Origin of the sequence: Salisaeta longa DSM 21114 (genome assembly GCF_000419585.1) — a bacterium.
GTDB lineage: Bacteria > Bacteroidota > Rhodothermia > Rhodothermales > Salinibacteraceae > Salisaeta > Salisaeta longa.
The window spans coordinates 1,174,957-1,190,095 of sequence record NZ_ATTH01000001.1; the positions used below are offsets into that span (position 1 = coordinate 1,174,957).

Consider the following 15,139-nt stretch of genomic DNA (forward strand, 5'->3'; position numbering starts at 1 on the left):
GTGGACCAGACCATTGCACACGCGACCGCCCTGTCCGGCCGCATCGCCCTCCCCCCCGACAAGTCCATTGCGCACCGTACGGCGCTCCTCTCCGCCATTGCCAGCGGGCCCTCGCGCATCCACAACTACTCCACCGCGGCCGATCCGCAGTCTACGCTCGACTGCGTGCGGGCGCTGGGCATTCGGGTGGAGGAGACGAACGACGGCCTCGTGGTGCACGGACGCGGCCTGCACGGCCTTACCCCACCCGATGCGCCGCTCGACTGCGGCAACTCCGGCACCACGATGCGGCTGCTGGCCGGCATCCTGGCGGGGCAGCAGTTTGGCTCGCAACTCACCGGCGACGCCTCGCTGCGCGCGCGCCCCATGCAGCGCATTGCCGATCCGCTGCAGGCGATGCATGGCCGCGTCACGCTCAGCGAAGGCACCGCGCCCATCCGGGTGCGCCCGGCGCATGACGGGCTACAGGCCATGGAGTACCGGCTGCCCGTCGCATCGGCGCAGGTGAAGTCGTGCGTGCTGCTGGCCGGGCGCTACGCCCACGGCACCACCACCGTCATCGAGACCACGCCTGCCCGCGATCATACCGAGCGCATGCTGGGACTTCCCATCGACCAGGTGGGCGGCGAGCGGCACATTCACGTCACCGGCGGCACCCCCATTGAAGCACGCACGTGGCACGTGCCGGGCGACTTTTCAGCGGCTGCGTTCTTTCTTGTAGCTGCGAGCCTCGTGCCCGAAAGCGAGCTGCACCTCACGGGCGTGGGCCTCAACCCGTCGCGCACGGCGCTCCTGGACGTCCTGGAAGGCATGGGGGCCGATATCACCGTGAGCAACGAGCGCGCCGCGAGCGGCGAGCCCATGGGCGACCTCACCGTGCGCCATGCTCCGCTGCAGGGGGTAGACGTTGGCGGGCGGCTCATCCCCAACCTAATCGACGAGATTCCCATTTTGGCCGTTGCCGCCGCGTGCGCAGAAGGCACGACCCGTATCCGCGAGGCCGGCGAGCTTCGCGTAAAGGAGACCGATCGCCTCCACGCCATCACGCAAAACCTGCGGGCCCTTGGCGCCACCGTCGATGAGCAAGAGGACGGTCTTACCATCCATGGCGAGGGCGCCAATCTCCTGGGAAGCACCGTGCCTAGCTTCGACGATCATCGCATCGCCATGGCCATGGGCGTAGCGGGCCTCGTAGCGCACGGCACCACCACCGTCACCGATGCCGACTGCGCGGCCGTTTCGTTTCCCAACTTCTGGGAGGTGTTGGACGCGGCCGCCGCGTGAGCCGCAGCGTCCAGGCCCTGGTGAACGGCGGACGCTGCCAAGCAATCGATCCACGTTGCCCGGACATCAGGCCGTTGCCCGTACGTCCGCCGTCAGCACCTGCCCATCGGCGCCCTCAAGATCCAGCTCGTCCTCGCTGCCCGCGATGACCGAAGCCACCATGCCATCGCCCGTAATGTTGTTGGTGGTACGCAGCATGTCGAGCGGACGGTCGACGCCCAGAATCAGCGCGATGCCTGCACTGGGCACGCCCACCGACTCCAGAATGACGACTAGCATCACGATGCCCGCGCTGGGGACCGCCGCCGTGCCAATGGACGCCAGCAGCGCGATAAAGATGATGTTGAGCTGCGCCGCCAACGACAAATCAATGCCCAGCACCTGTGCAATAAACACCGCCGCCACCGCCTGATAGAGCGCCGTGCCGTCCATGTTCACCGTAGCGCCCAGGGGCAAGACGAACGAGGAAATCTTCTCCGAGACCCCCAAGTTTTTCTCCGCACACTCCATGGTTACCGGCAGCGTAGCCCCGCTCGACGAACTCGAAAACGCCACCAGCTGCGCCGGAAACATCCCGCGAAAGAAGGTACCGATGGGCGTGCTGGTAAAGAGCTTCAGGAAAATGGGATACACGATAAACACCATGGTGGCCAGCCCCAGCACCACCGTGAGGCAGTACCAGCCCAGTGCATAAAGTAATTCGACCACCTCGCCCGGGTTGTTGCCGGCAATGGACGTGATGGCGTCGGCCAACAGGCCGAAAACGCCAATGGGCGCCGTGTACATGATCACCTCCACCAACCGAATGACCAGGTCGTTCAGGCTGTCGAACACGTCAAGCAGGGGCTGCGCCTTCTCCTTCGGAATGAGAATCAGCCCAATGCCCACAAAGATCGCCACGAACACGACCTGCAGCATGTTGCCGTTGTCCGACGCGGCATTGAAGAAGTTGGCCGGCACCATATCCACGATGGGCTGCAGCGGCCCGCGGTCTTTCGCGCCCTGCGCAAACTCTTGCCGCGCCTGCACATCGCTCTCATAAGTTTGGACCAGCCGCTCCTGCATCGCATCGGGCACAGCCGCTCCCGGCTGCAACACATTCACGAACGTCAGGCCGATCGTGAGGGCAATGACCGTGGTAAGCATGTACAGCCCCAACGTCTTGCCGCCAATGCGCGAGAGGTCGCTCAGATCAGACAGCGACGCCACGCCCATCACCAGCGACGCCAGCACCAGCGGTACGGCAATCAGCTTGAGCAAATTCAGGAAGATTGTGCCGAAGGGCGCAATCCAGTCGCTCGTAAACCCCGTCCAGCCCTGCGCGGCGGCCAGCAGGCCATACAGCAGACCGAGGACGAGACCGATGAGAATTTGCCAGTGCAGCTCTTTATACCAGGGCATAGGACGTCAGTTGGACCGGGTTTTCCATGATGGATATGTTAAGAAAGGGGTTCCATGGATAGGACACAAGCGGTTTGAACGAAATTCAGGAAGTTGGCGCGCCGCAAGAGGCTGCAGCATGACTCCATCTGCCTAGTTGGACGTGCGCCAAAGGTGATACCTCGTCAGCCGCGCACGTTGTACCCTTGGGGTGCGGACATTCGTTTTCGGACTTTTTTCGGCCTGCTATGAGCTTAACATCCCCAAAGCCCCACGTCGCGCGCTCGCTGCACGAAGTGCTATTTTATCTCCGGCAGGCGGTGCGCAGCATCTACCGGGCCGAGCAGCGGCCGCCGCAGCACGAACCGATGGTTGTGCACTGGATTGAGGCATACGTATGGCATGCCCCCGACCGCCCGCTTGGCGAACGCACCACCGCAGATGTGAGCCGCTTCCTCTCGCACCTTGCCGAGCGCCCGGGCATCAGCGCGAGCGATCAGGAGCAGGCCCGCGAGGCGCTCCTCTTTCTGTACGACCGCGTGTTGGAGCAGCCGCTGGACGAGCCGCTGCCCACGTACCGAAGCGTATCGGACGCGCCGCCGTCGCTCTGGGACATAACGGGCAACGCACCGGCTTAACGGGGCACATGGGTTTAACGGGGCAAGGACCTCTGCACCATCGCGTACGAGCGCTCACGAGGTGCGATTGATGCGCTGCCGCTCGAACACGCGCAGGTCCTGCACGCGCCGTATCATCGCGATGATGAAGCCTATCGTCAGCACAATGATGCCAACCCACACCAGGCTGATGGCCGGTTTGGTGTAGGCCTGCACCACCACCCAATCTTCGGGCATCACATCGACGCCCTTGATGGCAAACTGCGCCTTGCCGTCATTCACGTTCATCTGCGTGAACGCAATCCGGAAGTTCCAGTCCGCCACGCGGTTCTCGATGTAGCGCTGCGAGCGGTCTTGCATGATCACGTAGATGGGCATGAGCGTCCGGCGCACGCCCGTCTTCAGGTTGGTAACGTGCACCCGAGCCCCCACCGCCATCTGCGCGTTCGCGGGCACCTTCTCCTTGAGCGCTGCCGGTGCATTGCCTTCCTGCATGGGCAGGCCGCGCGGGGCCTTCAGGATTTCGAACCGTTCGAAGGCCAGCGCAAACTGCCGATCGCCAATGATGGTTGAGTCGCCCTGTGCCAGCTGCAACTCGCCGCCCGGTCCTTTTTTCTCCTTATCGACGCCCGTGGCCGCTCGGGGCGTTACGGCGGCAAACAAATCTTTTTCGACGAACGACTTCACGTCGGGGTGCAAGAACCACTGTCCATCGTCGCTTTCATACGCCACCGGCTTCATGGTGTAGGTGCGGCCCATCGGATCGCGCACGTCGAGGATGTAGCGGGTGCGGCCCCGCGGTGCAGGCTCGGTGCCTTGGTAGGTGACCTGATAGCCCCCCACCGTGCGGGTGTCGCCCTTGGCCAGCACAAAGTTCTCGCGGGGCTGATCGCCGCCCGGGCGCACCGTGTCGCCCACGCGCGGCAAGGCCTCGCTAAAGCCGCTGGACGCCACCACGCCCAAGATGAGCACAGCAAAGCCGACATGCGCCAGCGCGCCCCCCGCCATGCGCGGATTACCCTTGCCCACGCGCCACAGCACCATGCCATTGCCAAAGAGCGCAAAGAAGCCCGCAAAGATGAGCAGCAGCAGCTGTACCGCTTGTCCATAGCTGGCCCAGAACTGCTCTAATGCAGCCCCAAGCCCGGCTTGCGTCGGGCCCGCAGGCGCCGCGGCGGGCGGCGCGGCCACGTGCTGCGCAAACGGCGTCAGGATGAGCACGGCGATAGTGCACACCACCGCAAACGCGATGGGCTTTAGCAGGATGCGATTGAGCGCGTCAACGCGCATCTTATTCCACCAAAACAACTGCCCGAGGCCCGCCAGAAAAACGAAGCCAATCGCCAGCGGAAGCGTCCACTTGTTGTAGAACTCGATGGGTACCGTAGAGGCATTGTCGCGAAAGATTTGGCCCAGAATGGGTGCGCTGGTGCCCAGGATGATAACCAGTGCCGTAACGGCCAGGAGCGCGGCCCCCGAGAAGATCATAAACTCACGCGAGAGCATCGTCGGCTCGCGGTCGGGGCGGGGCAGCTGGCGCCACCGGTACGCCAGCAGTCCAAACCCGAGGCCCCCCAGGGCCGCAATCCAAAGCAGCAGCTGGTTGTACAGGCCCAGGCTCACAAACGAATGCACCGACACATCGCCCAAGATGCCGCTGCGCGTCAGGAACGTGGAGTAGATGACGAGCAGGTACGCCAGGATGCAAAAGAAGAGTGACGACTTTTGGCTGACGCTGCTCTTTTTTTGAACCAGCATGGTATGAAAGGCCGATACGCCCACAAGCCACGGCACAAGCGACGAGTTTTCCACCGGATCCCACGCCCAGTAGCCGCCAAAGGAGAGGGTCACGTAGGCCCAGTAGCCGCCCATGGCAATGCCCACGCCCAGCACCGTCACGCCAAAGAGCGTCCAGGGCAGCGCCGGGCGGACCCATTCGGTGTAGGTACGGCGCCACAGGGCGGCAATCGCAAACGCGAACGGCACCACCATCGACGAGAACCCCGCAAACAGCATGGGCGGGTGGATCGTCATCCACGGGTTTTGCAGCAGCTCGTTGAGGCCCTTCCCGTCGGCCGGCACAAAGCCGGGGTTTTGCTGGAAGATGGGCGCATCCTTGAATTTCTCTGCCAGCGTTAGAAAGGGCGAGGCGCCAATCTCGATCGGCCCAATTTGCAACCCGACCACCATCGACAGCAAAAAGGCCTGACAAAGCGCGACCACCGCGAGGACGTGCGATGCGTACTCCCGCTGCACATACGCAATAAGAAGGCCGCCAACGCCACACATCATCAGAATCCAGAGCAGGAACGAGCCCTCCTGTCCGGCCCAAAACGTTGAAAAGAGGTAGTGAAGCGGGAGGTCGTTCGACGAGTGCTGGTAGACGTACGCGTACTGGTAGGCGTGGCTAAAGAAGAAGTACCACAGCAAGCCCGAGGCAGCAACTACGGCCGCCGACATGCCGGCCCAGCTCCAGCGCCCCAGGCGCGTCCAGCGGGGATCGTTGTATTGCGCGCCCCAGAAGAAGAGAAGGGCAGATGCGCCACAGGCCACGAATGCAACAAGGATCAGAACTTCGCCAAGGGTCCCCAGCATAGCAACAACGGGGTGGTGGGCAGGATGGATCGGTGATGTGTTGGAAATCCCGCAATGCAAGGTTCAGTTCCGCTGCGGGCAGCTCCCGTGCAGCGCCGCTCACCGGATTCATGTGGAATTGGGACAGCACGCGCCCGCTGACTCTCCCCCGGTAAGTCCTTCGCATTCAACCGTCTGCCGAATGCACAAACCGAAGGGGCCACGCGTTAGGCGCAGCCCCCTCGTTGCACACAAAGCAGTACGCGAGCGGTTACCCGCCGATGCTGTAAAACTTCTCGTTGACGATTTTGCCATCATCGTTCCACGTGCGCACCGCCACCTGCCGCTGCCGCACGCGGCCCGCGCCTTCCAGGGTGAACTCCATGTCCCACTCCGAGAAGGTCACATTCTTCTCTTCGTCGATGGCTGCAGCCGTTACTTCGCCCTTGTGAAACTCTTGGAGGGCGCCAACGAATTGCTCTTCGTACTCGCGGTTGTCATCTTTGCCAACCCGCTTGTCTTCGCCTTCTTCCATTACGACGTCTTCGGCGTAAAAGTCTTCAAACGCGCCGAGGATGTCGCCTTGCAAGATGCGGTCGTTGAGTTCGCTTTCTAGTTGCTGGAGGGATGCACTCATGGTTCGGTAGGGATGTTGATGGATGAATAGTGGAGGCTGTAGGCAGCACGTGCGCCTCGGCCGTGCAATGCACAAATGCCGTTGCAACACGCGGTTTGCGGCTACAGGTCTTCGGTGTAATCGGTGTAGATGCCTTCGCAAATGCGCGAAAGATGCCGCAAGTCGCGCGGAGAAACGCGGGCCGCGAACCATTCCTGCACCGCCTGAATGTCGGGGTGCATCTCGTCGAGGAGCGCCAGCCCCTCATCGGTGATGGTGTGGATGGTCATGCGGCGATCGGCTTCGCTTTGAGACCGGCGCACGAGCCCACGGTCCACCAGTTTATCAATCAGCCGCGTCACATCGGGCGATGGGTCTACCATTCGTTCGCTAATGTCGCAGCGCGCGTGTCCCTGCGGATGCACGCCGCGCAGAATGCGAAGAATGTTGTAGTGACTAAACTGCAAGTCGTAAGACCGGCAGACGCGCTCTATCCGCCGACGCGACACGCCAGCGGCCACAAACAGGTTGAGCAGCGCCTCGTGCGCGTCGCTCTCGAACGGTGCCTCCTGCTGAATGTGGTCTTTTAGGGTCGTGCCCATGCTGCCCGGTGCCAGATCCATGAACGTATGTACGCGAGGGCCGCGCTTTTTCGGTGCTTGTGCAAATCTATCCGCACGCGCTATAGAGCACATCCACCGATGGAATCCGTTCCATGTTGTCACACCTATTACGAGTTTATCACAGCCTCCCACAGTCCACATACGTGGCTTCCATCACACACGCTGACGGGCCCGGAGTCGCTGAAATCGCAGGCCCGAGGCCAATAGATACAGCGCGTAGAGGCCCAGGGCAAACCACGCGTAGCGGGCCAGCCACATGCTATCAAGCGTCGGGTGCACCCAGGCGGCGTACTGCTGCGCCGGACCGTACCATGCCTGGCACAGCCGCAACCCATCCTCCCCCACAACGCATTGCCACAGCGGAAGCATGTACACAAGCCCCATGAGGTTGTACACGATGGCGACGTATTGCCATGCCTTAAAAGAACGCACCCGCGCTGTGTCGCCCGTGAGCGGGCCGTGCATGCGTATCGCGAAAAAGACGTCGCCTCGCCAAAGGGCTAATGGAATGAGCAACCGGGCCAAGTAGCCCGTTGCAAACCCAATCGGCTCGGCATCGGCCCAGAAGTAAACCGTAATGCCTAGCAGGGCAGATGCCCGCCAGTACACCAGCATGCGGCCTCGAAGGCCCCGCTGGCGGAGCGACAGGCCCAACAGTATGAGCGGCGCGATGACCAAAAGCCCAACGGCAAGCACGAAATCGACACGGATGAGCAGTTCGTAAAGCGTCATGAGGGGGCATACCAACGGAGGAAACGGGGGGCATACACAGTCGCGCAAAAGATGCGCCGCATTTTCTTTGTTTTTGGCGCAGTGCGTTTTTATCTATAGCATGATTGCTCACGTAACCTATAGCAACTGCGTGAGGTATTCTTCTGGATCGTCTGCTTCGTTTCAGGCTCACGGGGAGGAGTCTACGCAGCTATCCCGCGACAGGGTGCGTCTCACGACCCTATGCACCCAACACTCTAGCATCCACCAGACGCAATAAACCCAATTGAAGATTATGAAATACGTGCTTTCATTACTGCGCCCACACCGCACGCTGGCTGTCCTTATATGCGCCGCAGCCCTACTTGGCGGCTGCAACCTGTTTGGATCAGGCTCGCTCGACAGCGCCGATACCGTCGATGAGCTCGTTGCCGATGCAAATGTTGCCATTAGCCAGGGCAACTACGACAAAGCCGTTGAGCTTCTTGAGACCGCCTACGAGCAGGCGCCCGAGAACCCCGAGGTTCGCATCAAGCTTTCAACAGCGCTCTACGGCCAGGCAGGCCTGAACGTGATCGACCTCAAGGAGCTTGTCGATTACATTTCGGGACTTGAAGACGACGCCGCCCGCTCGCTGTTTGCACCGAAAGCCGGTTTGCAATGCAGCCTCGAAGCCGCCGAGCCCGATCCGGCCGCTCAAGGATACGAACGCATCGCGCTGGAAGGCGTCCCTGCGCTCGCCCCTTTCATCGACAACGAGGGCGTAATTAACCGCGTCGCCGGAAACATCATCGAAATGGCGTTTGCACAAACGGAAGCCTTTAACGAGCTACCGGCCGATTTGAAAGCAAGCTGGTACACCATCGCCGCGTTCAGCAACATCGGCGAAGCGGTCTTGCTTGTGTACAATGAGGCGGTGGCCCGCGGCGGCAAGCTCTTCCGCGATGCAAACGACAGCATTGTCTTCTGCGCGCCCGAGCAAACCGACCTGGACGCGCTGGAATGCGAAGCGTACCGCATTGCCGAGCAGGAAAACCTCATCGGCTCGGAGAGTGAACTCGCGCTGGCCCTTCGCTTCATCGAGGACAAGAATACGCTCTATGGCTCGAATGATGACACCGGCATCATTCCTGAATCGCTGCAACGCATGATCACGGCGATCATCGAGAACATCGACGCGGAAGATCGTCAGGAATGCACCGGCAACACGTCGGCCTTCCGCGTGCGCTGACCCGGCGCCCGCAAGCGCAGGACCGGCGGCGGCCCCACGCGCGCACTGCCGGTCGTGCGGCCCCCTCACCTTGTATCCCTTGCAGCCCCGATCTCATGCGTTTTCTTACGACCACGGTCCTTGCGACCTGCCTTTTCCTCCTGAGCGTTGCTCCAGCCCACAGCCAGAATCCGCGCCGCACCGAACGAGCCTTCGTTTCGTCGATCGCGGCCCTCGGCATGGGCGACGTGGGCGTGGCCTTGCCCCACCCCATGTCCGGATTTTTCTACAACCCGGCCCACCTTCCCCACACCCCGTCGGCCACGCGCGTTCTGGGCCTGCAAGGCACGCTCAGCGATCAGGTGCGGGAACAGTCCTCGTTTTTTGACGACCGCCTGGAGCCCGCGATAGAACAGGGCCTGGACAACATTCCCGACGAGCAGCTCGAAACGCTCTACAACGATGCGCTCGCAATCACCGGGACGCCCTCCCAGGGCAGCGTCGGGCTCTTGCTCCCGGCTTTTACGCGCAATCTGGGCGGCGTGGTGGGCATTGGCGGCGGCCTGTACGCCCAAACGGATGCGAGCTTTCGCCTCTACAATGCCGGATTGGGCGTTCCACAGGTGAGCCTCATCAACCGCAACGACTTTATCGCTGTCGCTTCGGCCGGTGTTCAACTCCCTGCAGGAATCTCGGGCGGCGCCACCGTCAAATACACCAAGCGATACCTCTCGTTCAAAGACAAACCGCTTGACACCTTTACGTCCGATGAACAGGTCGTGCTCTTAGAGGGCACCAACCTGGGCATTGATGTAGGCGGGCTGTACGAGGTCAACTTCCTCCCGCTGCCGGGCCGCCTCACCGTTGGCATGACCGTGTACGACCTCCTGCACACCGGCTACAACTACGACGTCTATGGTACGCCGGCCGACATTCCCATCGTGGGAAGCTTCATCGACGCCTCCGGCAGCATCAGCGCGGAACGCGTTGCGGCCGAGGTAGCGCTCGCACAGGCGCGCTTCAACCTGGAACAGTCATACCGCATCGGGGCGGGCTATCAGCTGGATCGGCTGGGGCCCTTTTCCGACATTGCCTTTGGCGCCGACTACATCGGGTACGGAAGCCCGCAGGTCGATCAAACCTTCCTGGCGCACCTCCACCTCGGCGCCCGCGCCCATCTGACCCGCTTCTTGGCCCTGCGCACGGGTATCAGCCAGGGCTACCCCTCCGTGGGCGCCGGGCTGCACCTCGGCGTCTTTCACGTCAACTATGCGTTGCACGCCGTGGAGCAAGGCCGCACCCCCGGGCAGGTGAGCAGCTACATTCACGCGCTGCGGTTTGCCTTCGAGTTGTAGCTTGTGGGGAAAGGCCCCACACCATGATGCGCATTTTCCGCGAGGGGCCGGCCTGTGCTTGATGGCACACGCCGGCCCCTTTCGTCATTAAACTGGTGGTGTTCGCAGCCTACGTTCCTCAACCCGTCATGCGTTATGCCGTCCATCCATCGCGTTCTCTTTGCCACCGACTTCTCCACTACGGCCAATCGTGCATTGCCGTATGCGCTGGATATTGCCCAGCGCTTCGAGGCCACCCTGCACGTGTTGTATGCCGAGGTGCTCTACGAGGACCCATTCTCCAGCCAAAACCAGCCGCATCCGGCGGCAACAGTCGAACAAGTACGCACGGAGTTGCAGAAGCGCACCGATGGCACCTCCCTTGGCGAGCGGCTGGCCGCGCTAGAGGTTGTGGAAGCCGTGGAACGTGACGTGGCCGCCGGGCCCGCCATCCTTCGGTATGCGGATGCCCAGAACATGGATCTGATTGTGATGGGTACCCACGGGCGCCGGGGCCTCCGCCACGTTCTGCTGGGGAGCGTTGCGGAAGAAGTGGTGCGGCGCGCACCGTGCGAGACGTTAACCGTACGGGCCACCGATACCGATGAGCCGCCGCACGCACTGCCGTCCGTTCAGCGGCTGCTCGTTCCGGTCGACTTCTCCGAGCACGCGCGCGCAGCCCTCACCGCGGCCCGCCACTGGGCCGACACCTACGGCGCCACGCTCGATGTGCTTTTTGTGATGGAGGAACCGTTGCACCCCGCCTTTTATGTGGGCGGCGTGAGCTCGGTGTACGACATCGATCCGCATCTGGACGACAAGGCCGATGCACAACTTGAGACGTTTATCACGGAGACGAAGGGGCCGCGCGTTCCCGTAAAGGCCCACGTGCGCACCGGACGCGCCGCGAAGGGCATCGCCGAGGCCGCCAACGAATTTGGCAGCGACCTCGTGGTGATGTCAACCCACGGCCTAACCGGACTGGAGCACCTGCTGCTTGGCAGCGTGACCGAACAGGTGGTGCGCACCGTAGAAGCGCCCGTCCTCACGGTGCCCGCGTTCCCCGAACGCTACCTGCCCGATGCAGCGCCCGCGGAAGATGAGGACGCACAGCAAGCACCCGAAGCTTGAGAAACATGCGTCTGCGTGTGGCGGTTGGCAACCTCTGAGCTTCACTCCACCAGAGACGCCACCGCCATGCGCGTCCGCTTGCCCGACACGCTCGCTTTCCTACCGGCCGTCCTGCTCCTCCTGTGGAGTTTTTGGGATACGGCCCCCGCGGCGGCCCAGGAGCTGAACTGCTCGGTGAGCATTAACTACTCGCAGCTCGACGGCTCGCAGTACACGTACCTCGACAACCTGGAGCGCCGGGTGCAGCGCTTTCTTAACGAACGCAGCTGGACGGAGGATACTTTTCAGCCCTTTGAGCGCATCGACTGCAGCTTCCAGATTCTGATGCAGGAGGCCGTGAGCTTGACCGAGTTTCGGGCGCGGCTCACCGTCGCTTCTACCCGGCCCATCTACAACACCGCCCAGCGGACGCCGGTGTTGCGCGTGAGCGATACGCAGTGGACCTTCGAGTACACGCGCGGCACGCCGCTCATTGACACGCCCGGGCAGTACGACCCCATCACGTCCATCTTGAGCTTCTACGCGTACATCGTGCTGGGCTACGACTACGACACGTTCAGCGCCCTCGGCGGCACGCGATTTTTCGAGAAGGCCCGCGATATTGGCGAGGAGGCACGGTCGGCCGGGGCGTCGGGCTGGTCGTCTCTTGCAGGCGCCCAGAGCCGCATGGAGCTCATCGACGAGCTGCTGAGTGCGCGCTTCGAGCCGCTGCGCCAGGCGCTGTTCCGCTACCACCTGCAGGGCCTCGACCGCTTTGTGACCGATACGCAGCAGGCCCGCACCGACATCCTGAACGCGCTGCGCGCCATCGAGCAGGTCAGCCAGCAAACCTCCAGGGCGTATGCACTCGATCTCTTTTTTGCCGCCAAGTACGACGAGCTAACCGCCGTCTTTCGAGACTCGGGGCTCGCGCAATCGGCGTACGGCATCCTCACACAGATCGACCCGGCCCATACCTCCACCTACAGCGCACTGGTTGGTGGCTAACCGCGGCCCGATGGTGCCGACGGCCCATCAGGTGCGCTGCGCCATTGCAATGGCGCGGGCTTCGTCTCGCAGGTCGCTTAGTGCCTCGCCCGGATGCGCCGCCCGCATGAAGTGCTCGCCGATGAGCACCGCGTTGATGCCCGCCTGGCGCAAGCGCACCAGCGTCTCGGGGTCGCTCAGCCCGCTCTCTGACACGCGGCCCACGTGGCGCGGCACCTCTGCAAACATGCGCAGCGAGTGGTCGATGTCGACGTCAAAAGTCTTCAGGTCGCGGTTATTAATCCCAAGCAGCTGTATCTGATCAAAGTCGATGCGCGCGAGATCATCGAACGTATACGCCTCCACGAGGCATTGCAGGCCCAGCTCGGTAGCCTCTGCATGCAGGTCGTAGAGCTGCCCGGCGCTGAGAGCCGTAGCGATGAGGAGCACCGCATCGGCCCCAACGGCGCGGGCCTCGTGAAGCTGGTACCGGTCGACGATAAAGTCCTTGCGCAGAAGCGGTACATCGGTGACGTGCGCACGAATCCAGGCCATGTTTTGCAGCGAGCCCTGAAAGTGCGTCGGCTCGGTGAGCACGCTGATGGCATGCGCGTCGTGCGCGGCGTACTGCTGCGCGATCTGGGCCGGACGGAAATCGGACCGGATGACGCCCTTCGAGGGCGATGCTTTTTTCACCTCGGCAATGAACGACATGCCCGACTGCTGCAGGGCCTCCACAAGCGAGAGCGGCTCCCGGTCGGCATACAGCGGGCGCTGCTTTAGCGCCTCGATGGGCGTGTCTTTCTTGCGCTGCGCGATGAGCGTGCGCGTGTCGTCAAGGATTTGGTCGAGGATGCTCATAGGGAGCGGTCACAAAAGAAAACAGATGGATGCGCTTGGCGCGCCGGCTACGCGGAGGGCGCCGCCTGTGAGGCGTCGATGAGCGTGTGCAGGGTTTGGAGGGCCGCTCCGCTGTCGATGCTTTCGCGGGCGGCGGCGAGGGCCTCGTCAAGCGTATCAAACCGGTCGCTTACGTGCAGCGCATAGCCGGCGTTGAGCACGGCGATGTCGCGGCGCGCGCTCTGGTCCTCACCCGCTAGGATGGCCCGCAGGATTTTTGCATTTGTCTGGGCATCGCCGCCCTTCAGCTCCTGCAGCGGCGCCCGCTTCAGGTCGTGCGTTTCGGGGGTTACCTGGCGGCTGCGGGCCACCGGGGCCTCCTCGGCCGCATCGTACTCGTAGAGCGTCGTGGCATCGGCAATGGACAGCTCGTCGAGGCCGTCGCGGCTGTGCAGCGTCACCACGTGCTCGGCATCAAGCTGCCCCAAAATCCGCACCATGCGCTGGGCGGTCTCGTCGTTAAACGCCCCCACCAACTGACGCGTCACGCCGGCCGGGTTGCACAGCGGCCCCAAAATGTTGAAGAACGTCCGCAGGCCCAGCGCCTTTCGCACCGGCATCACGTGCTTCATGGCCGGGTGGAAGTAGGGGGCAAACAGAAAGGCAATGCCCGCTTCGCGCAAGCAGTGCTCGACGCCCGCTTTCCCCAGGGCAATGTTAACCCCCAGGACTTCGAGCACGTCGGCCGAGCCCGATTTTGAGGAGACGGAGCGGTTGCCGTGCTTCGCCACGGTCACCCCAGCGCCTGCAGCAATGAGCGAGGCGGTGGTGGAGATGTTGAAGGTGCTCGGCCCGTCGCCGCCCGTGCCGCAGAGGTCCACCGCGTGCGGGTCGTCGCAGTCAACCGACACGGCAAACGCGCGCATCACCGACGTGAAGCCAACCAGCTCGTCCAGCGTCTCGCCGCGCGTGCGCAGCCCCATGAGGAGCGCCGCGCTGTGCTCGGGCAACGCCTCGCCCGTCATCATCTGCCGCATCACATCCTCGGCTTCGGCGCGGGTGAGCGCTTGGCCGCTGGCAATCGTTTCGAGGTACTCAGTCACAACGGAAGGGAAAAATCGGTAGAACTACGAAGGGGAGCCGGGCTCAAAGATGAGCGTCGCGGGCCCCGAGTCTTTGGTATCGGACGCGGCGGCGGGCGTTGTATCAGACGCGGGCGACGGCTCGGGCAGTGCAATGTCGTCGAGCGCATGATCGCCCAGGGGCTTGAGCTGTTCCAGCCAGTTGCCAATCATCTGGCGGCCCACCTTGGTCATCACGCTTTCGGGATGAAACTGCACCCCTTCCACCAAAAACGCGCGGTGGCGAATGCCCATGATGGTGCCTTCATCACTGCGCGCGGTGACCTCCAGGTGGGCCTGCGGGATGGTGTCCGGGTCGAGCGCCAACGAGTGGTAGCGGGTGGCCTCAAACGGTTGCGGCAGGCCCGCAAACACGCTTTGGTTGTCGTGATGTACCATGCAGGTTTTGCCGTGCATCAGCTCGGGCGCCTGCGTGACGGTGGCGCCGTACACCTCGCCAATGGCCTGGTGGCCCAGGCACACGCCCAAAATGGGAATGGCCGCGCCAAACGTTTCGATGACCGGCTCCGAGAGCCCCGCATCGGCCGGGCGGCCGGGCCCTGGCGAAATCAGGATGCCGCGGGGCGCCAGGTCGCGGACGTCGGCCAGCGTAAAGGCGTCGTTGCGCACCACCGTTACCTCGTCGGTGTGCTCACCCACCAGGTGCACCAGATTGTACGTAAACGAGTCGTAATTGTCGATGACCAGAATCATAGCACATGCGCGGCTTAG

General features: G+C 62.8%; 14 protein-coding genes. 6 read left to right on the forward strand and 8 right to left on the reverse strand.

The features are described 5' to 3' along the window. Positions 1–1,284 carry a 3-phosphoshikimate 1-carboxyvinyltransferase gene (gene aroA, locus SALLO_RS0104920; RefSeq protein ID WP_022835207.1) on the forward strand — a complete coding sequence of 428 codons (1,284 nt, stop codon included), beginning with the start codon at positions 1–3 and terminating at the stop codon, positions 1,282–1,284. Between the two features lie 66 nt (positions 1,285–1,350). Here the strand turns inward: aroA and SALLO_RS15305 are convergent, their stop codons facing one another. Continuing rightward, a complete protein-coding gene (locus SALLO_RS15305) occupies positions 1,351–2,685 on the reverse strand; it encodes a dicarboxylate/amino acid:cation symporter (protein WP_022835208.1) in 1,335 nt (444 codons plus the stop codon). A gap of 227 nt (positions 2,686–2,912) precedes the next feature. On the opposite strand from SALLO_RS15305, the gene SALLO_RS0104930 reads away from it, so the two are divergent. Beyond that, complete coding sequence (locus tag SALLO_RS0104930) at positions 2,913–3,302, forward strand: phage integrase N-terminal SAM-like domain-containing protein (protein WP_022835209.1); 390 nt, start codon at positions 2,913–2,915, stop codon at positions 3,300–3,302. Positions 3,303–3,356: 54 nt separating this feature from the next. Here the strand turns inward: SALLO_RS0104930 and SALLO_RS0104935 are convergent, their stop codons facing one another. The 4 genes from SALLO_RS0104935 to SALLO_RS17665 form a co-directional block, all read right to left on the reverse strand. Beyond that, positions 3,357–5,876 carry a heme lyase CcmF/NrfE family subunit gene (locus tag SALLO_RS0104935; RefSeq protein ID WP_022835210.1) on the reverse strand — a complete coding sequence of 840 codons (2,520 nt, stop codon included), beginning with the start codon at positions 5,874–5,876 and terminating at the stop codon, positions 3,357–3,359. A 250-nt stretch (positions 5,877–6,126) separates the two neighbouring features. Continuing rightward, complete coding sequence (locus SALLO_RS0104940) at positions 6,127–6,492, reverse strand: nuclear transport factor 2 family protein (RefSeq protein ID WP_022835211.1); 366 nt, start codon at positions 6,490–6,492, stop codon at positions 6,127–6,129. A 101-nt stretch (positions 6,493–6,593) separates the two neighbouring features. After that, positions 6,594–7,094 (reverse strand): MarR family winged helix-turn-helix transcriptional regulator, encoded by a 501-nt coding sequence (locus tag SALLO_RS0104945; protein WP_022835212.1) that lies wholly within the window; start codon positions 7,092–7,094, stop codon positions 6,594–6,596. A gap of 153 nt (positions 7,095–7,247) precedes the next feature. Next, positions 7,248–7,826, reverse strand: coding sequence for a DUF3177 family protein (locus SALLO_RS17665; protein WP_022835213.1), 579 nt, complete (start codon positions 7,824–7,826; stop codon positions 7,248–7,250). 274 nt (positions 7,827–8,100) lie between these two features. Here SALLO_RS17665 and SALLO_RS0104955 point away from each other — a divergent pair, with 274 nt between their 5' ends. From SALLO_RS0104955 to porD, 4 genes are all read left to right on the forward strand, one after another. Next, entirely contained in the window at positions 8,101–9,036 is a 936-nt protein-coding gene (locus SALLO_RS0104955; RefSeq protein WP_022835214.1) for a tetratricopeptide repeat protein, read from the forward strand. A gap of 95 nt (positions 9,037–9,131) precedes the next feature. Next, positions 9,132–10,370 carry a hypothetical protein gene (locus SALLO_RS0104960; protein ID WP_028566919.1) on the forward strand — a complete coding sequence of 413 codons (1,239 nt, stop codon included), beginning with the start codon at positions 9,132–9,134 and terminating at the stop codon, positions 10,368–10,370. Positions 10,371–10,505: 135 nt separating this feature from the next. Continuing rightward, on the forward strand, positions 10,506–11,480 hold the full coding sequence (locus tag SALLO_RS0104965; protein ID WP_022835216.1) for a universal stress protein: 975 nt from the start codon (positions 10,506–10,508) through the stop codon (positions 11,478–11,480). Positions 11,481–11,546: 66 nt separating this feature from the next. Beyond that, on the forward strand, positions 11,547–12,467 hold the full coding sequence (porD, locus tag SALLO_RS0104970) for a type IX secretion system protein PorD (RefSeq protein WP_022835217.1): 921 nt from the start codon (positions 11,547–11,549) through the stop codon (positions 12,465–12,467). A gap of 27 nt (positions 12,468–12,494) precedes the next feature. On the opposite strand, the gene trpC is transcribed toward porD, so the two are convergent. Genes trpC through SALLO_RS15315 form a run of 3 tightly spaced genes read right to left on the reverse strand, consistent with a single transcriptional unit; the run spans position 12,495 to position 15,121 of the window. Next, on the reverse strand, positions 12,495–13,307 hold the full coding sequence (gene trpC / locus SALLO_RS0104975; protein ID WP_022835218.1) for an indole-3-glycerol phosphate synthase TrpC: 813 nt from the start codon (positions 13,305–13,307) through the stop codon (positions 12,495–12,497). Positions 13,308–13,354: 47 nt separating this feature from the next. After that, positions 13,355–14,389, reverse strand: coding sequence for an anthranilate phosphoribosyltransferase (gene trpD, locus SALLO_RS0104980; RefSeq protein WP_022835219.1), 1,035 nt, complete (start codon positions 14,387–14,389; stop codon positions 13,355–13,357). A gap of 24 nt (positions 14,390–14,413) precedes the next feature. Next, the gene (locus tag SALLO_RS15315; protein ID WP_022835220.1) at positions 14,414–15,121 is read right to left on the reverse strand and encodes an anthranilate synthase component II; all 708 of its coding nucleotides are present in this window, start codon (positions 15,119–15,121) and stop codon (positions 14,414–14,416) included. Between the last annotated feature and the right edge of the window lie 18 nt (positions 15,122–15,139).

Excerpts from the sequence above, each read along its gene's own strand:
- SALLO_RS15305 (WP_022835208.1), bottom strand. The coding sequence starts at position 2,685 with ATGCCCTGGTATAAAGAGCTGCACTGGCAAATTCTCATCGGTCTCGTC.
- SALLO_RS0104930 (WP_022835209.1), top strand. The coding sequence starts at position 2,913 with ATGAGCTTAACATCCCCAAAGCCCCACGTCGCGCGCTCGCTGCACGAA.
- SALLO_RS0104935 (WP_022835210.1), bottom strand. The coding sequence starts at position 5,876 with ATGCTGGGGACCCTTGGCGAAGTTCTGATCCTTGTTGCATTCGTGGCC.
- SALLO_RS0104940 (WP_022835211.1), bottom strand. The coding sequence starts at position 6,492 with ATGAGTGCATCCCTCCAGCAACTAGAAAGCGAACTCAACGACCGCATC.
- SALLO_RS0104945 (WP_022835212.1), bottom strand. The coding sequence starts at position 7,094 with ATGGATCTGGCACCGGGCAGCATGGGCACGACCCTAAAAGACCACATT.
- SALLO_RS17665 (WP_022835213.1), bottom strand. The coding sequence starts at position 7,826 with ATGACGCTTTACGAACTGCTCATCCGTGTCGATTTCGTGCTTGCCGTT.
- SALLO_RS0104955 (WP_022835214.1), top strand. The coding sequence starts at position 8,101 with ATGAAATACGTGCTTTCATTACTGCGCCCACACCGCACGCTGGCTGTC.
- SALLO_RS0104960 (WP_028566919.1), top strand. The coding sequence starts at position 9,132 with ATGCGTTTTCTTACGACCACGGTCCTTGCGACCTGCCTTTTCCTCCTG.
- SALLO_RS0104965 (WP_022835216.1), top strand. The coding sequence starts at position 10,506 with ATGCCGTCCATCCATCGCGTTCTCTTTGCCACCGACTTCTCCACTACG.
- porD (WP_022835217.1), top strand. The coding sequence starts at position 11,547 with ATGCGCGTCCGCTTGCCCGACACGCTCGCTTTCCTACCGGCCGTCCTG.
- trpC (WP_022835218.1), bottom strand. The coding sequence starts at position 13,307 with ATGAGCATCCTCGACCAAATCCTTGACGACACGCGCACGCTCATCGCG.
- SALLO_RS15315 (WP_022835220.1), bottom strand. The coding sequence starts at position 15,121 with ATGATTCTGGTCATCGACAATTACGACTCGTTTACGTACAATCTGGTG.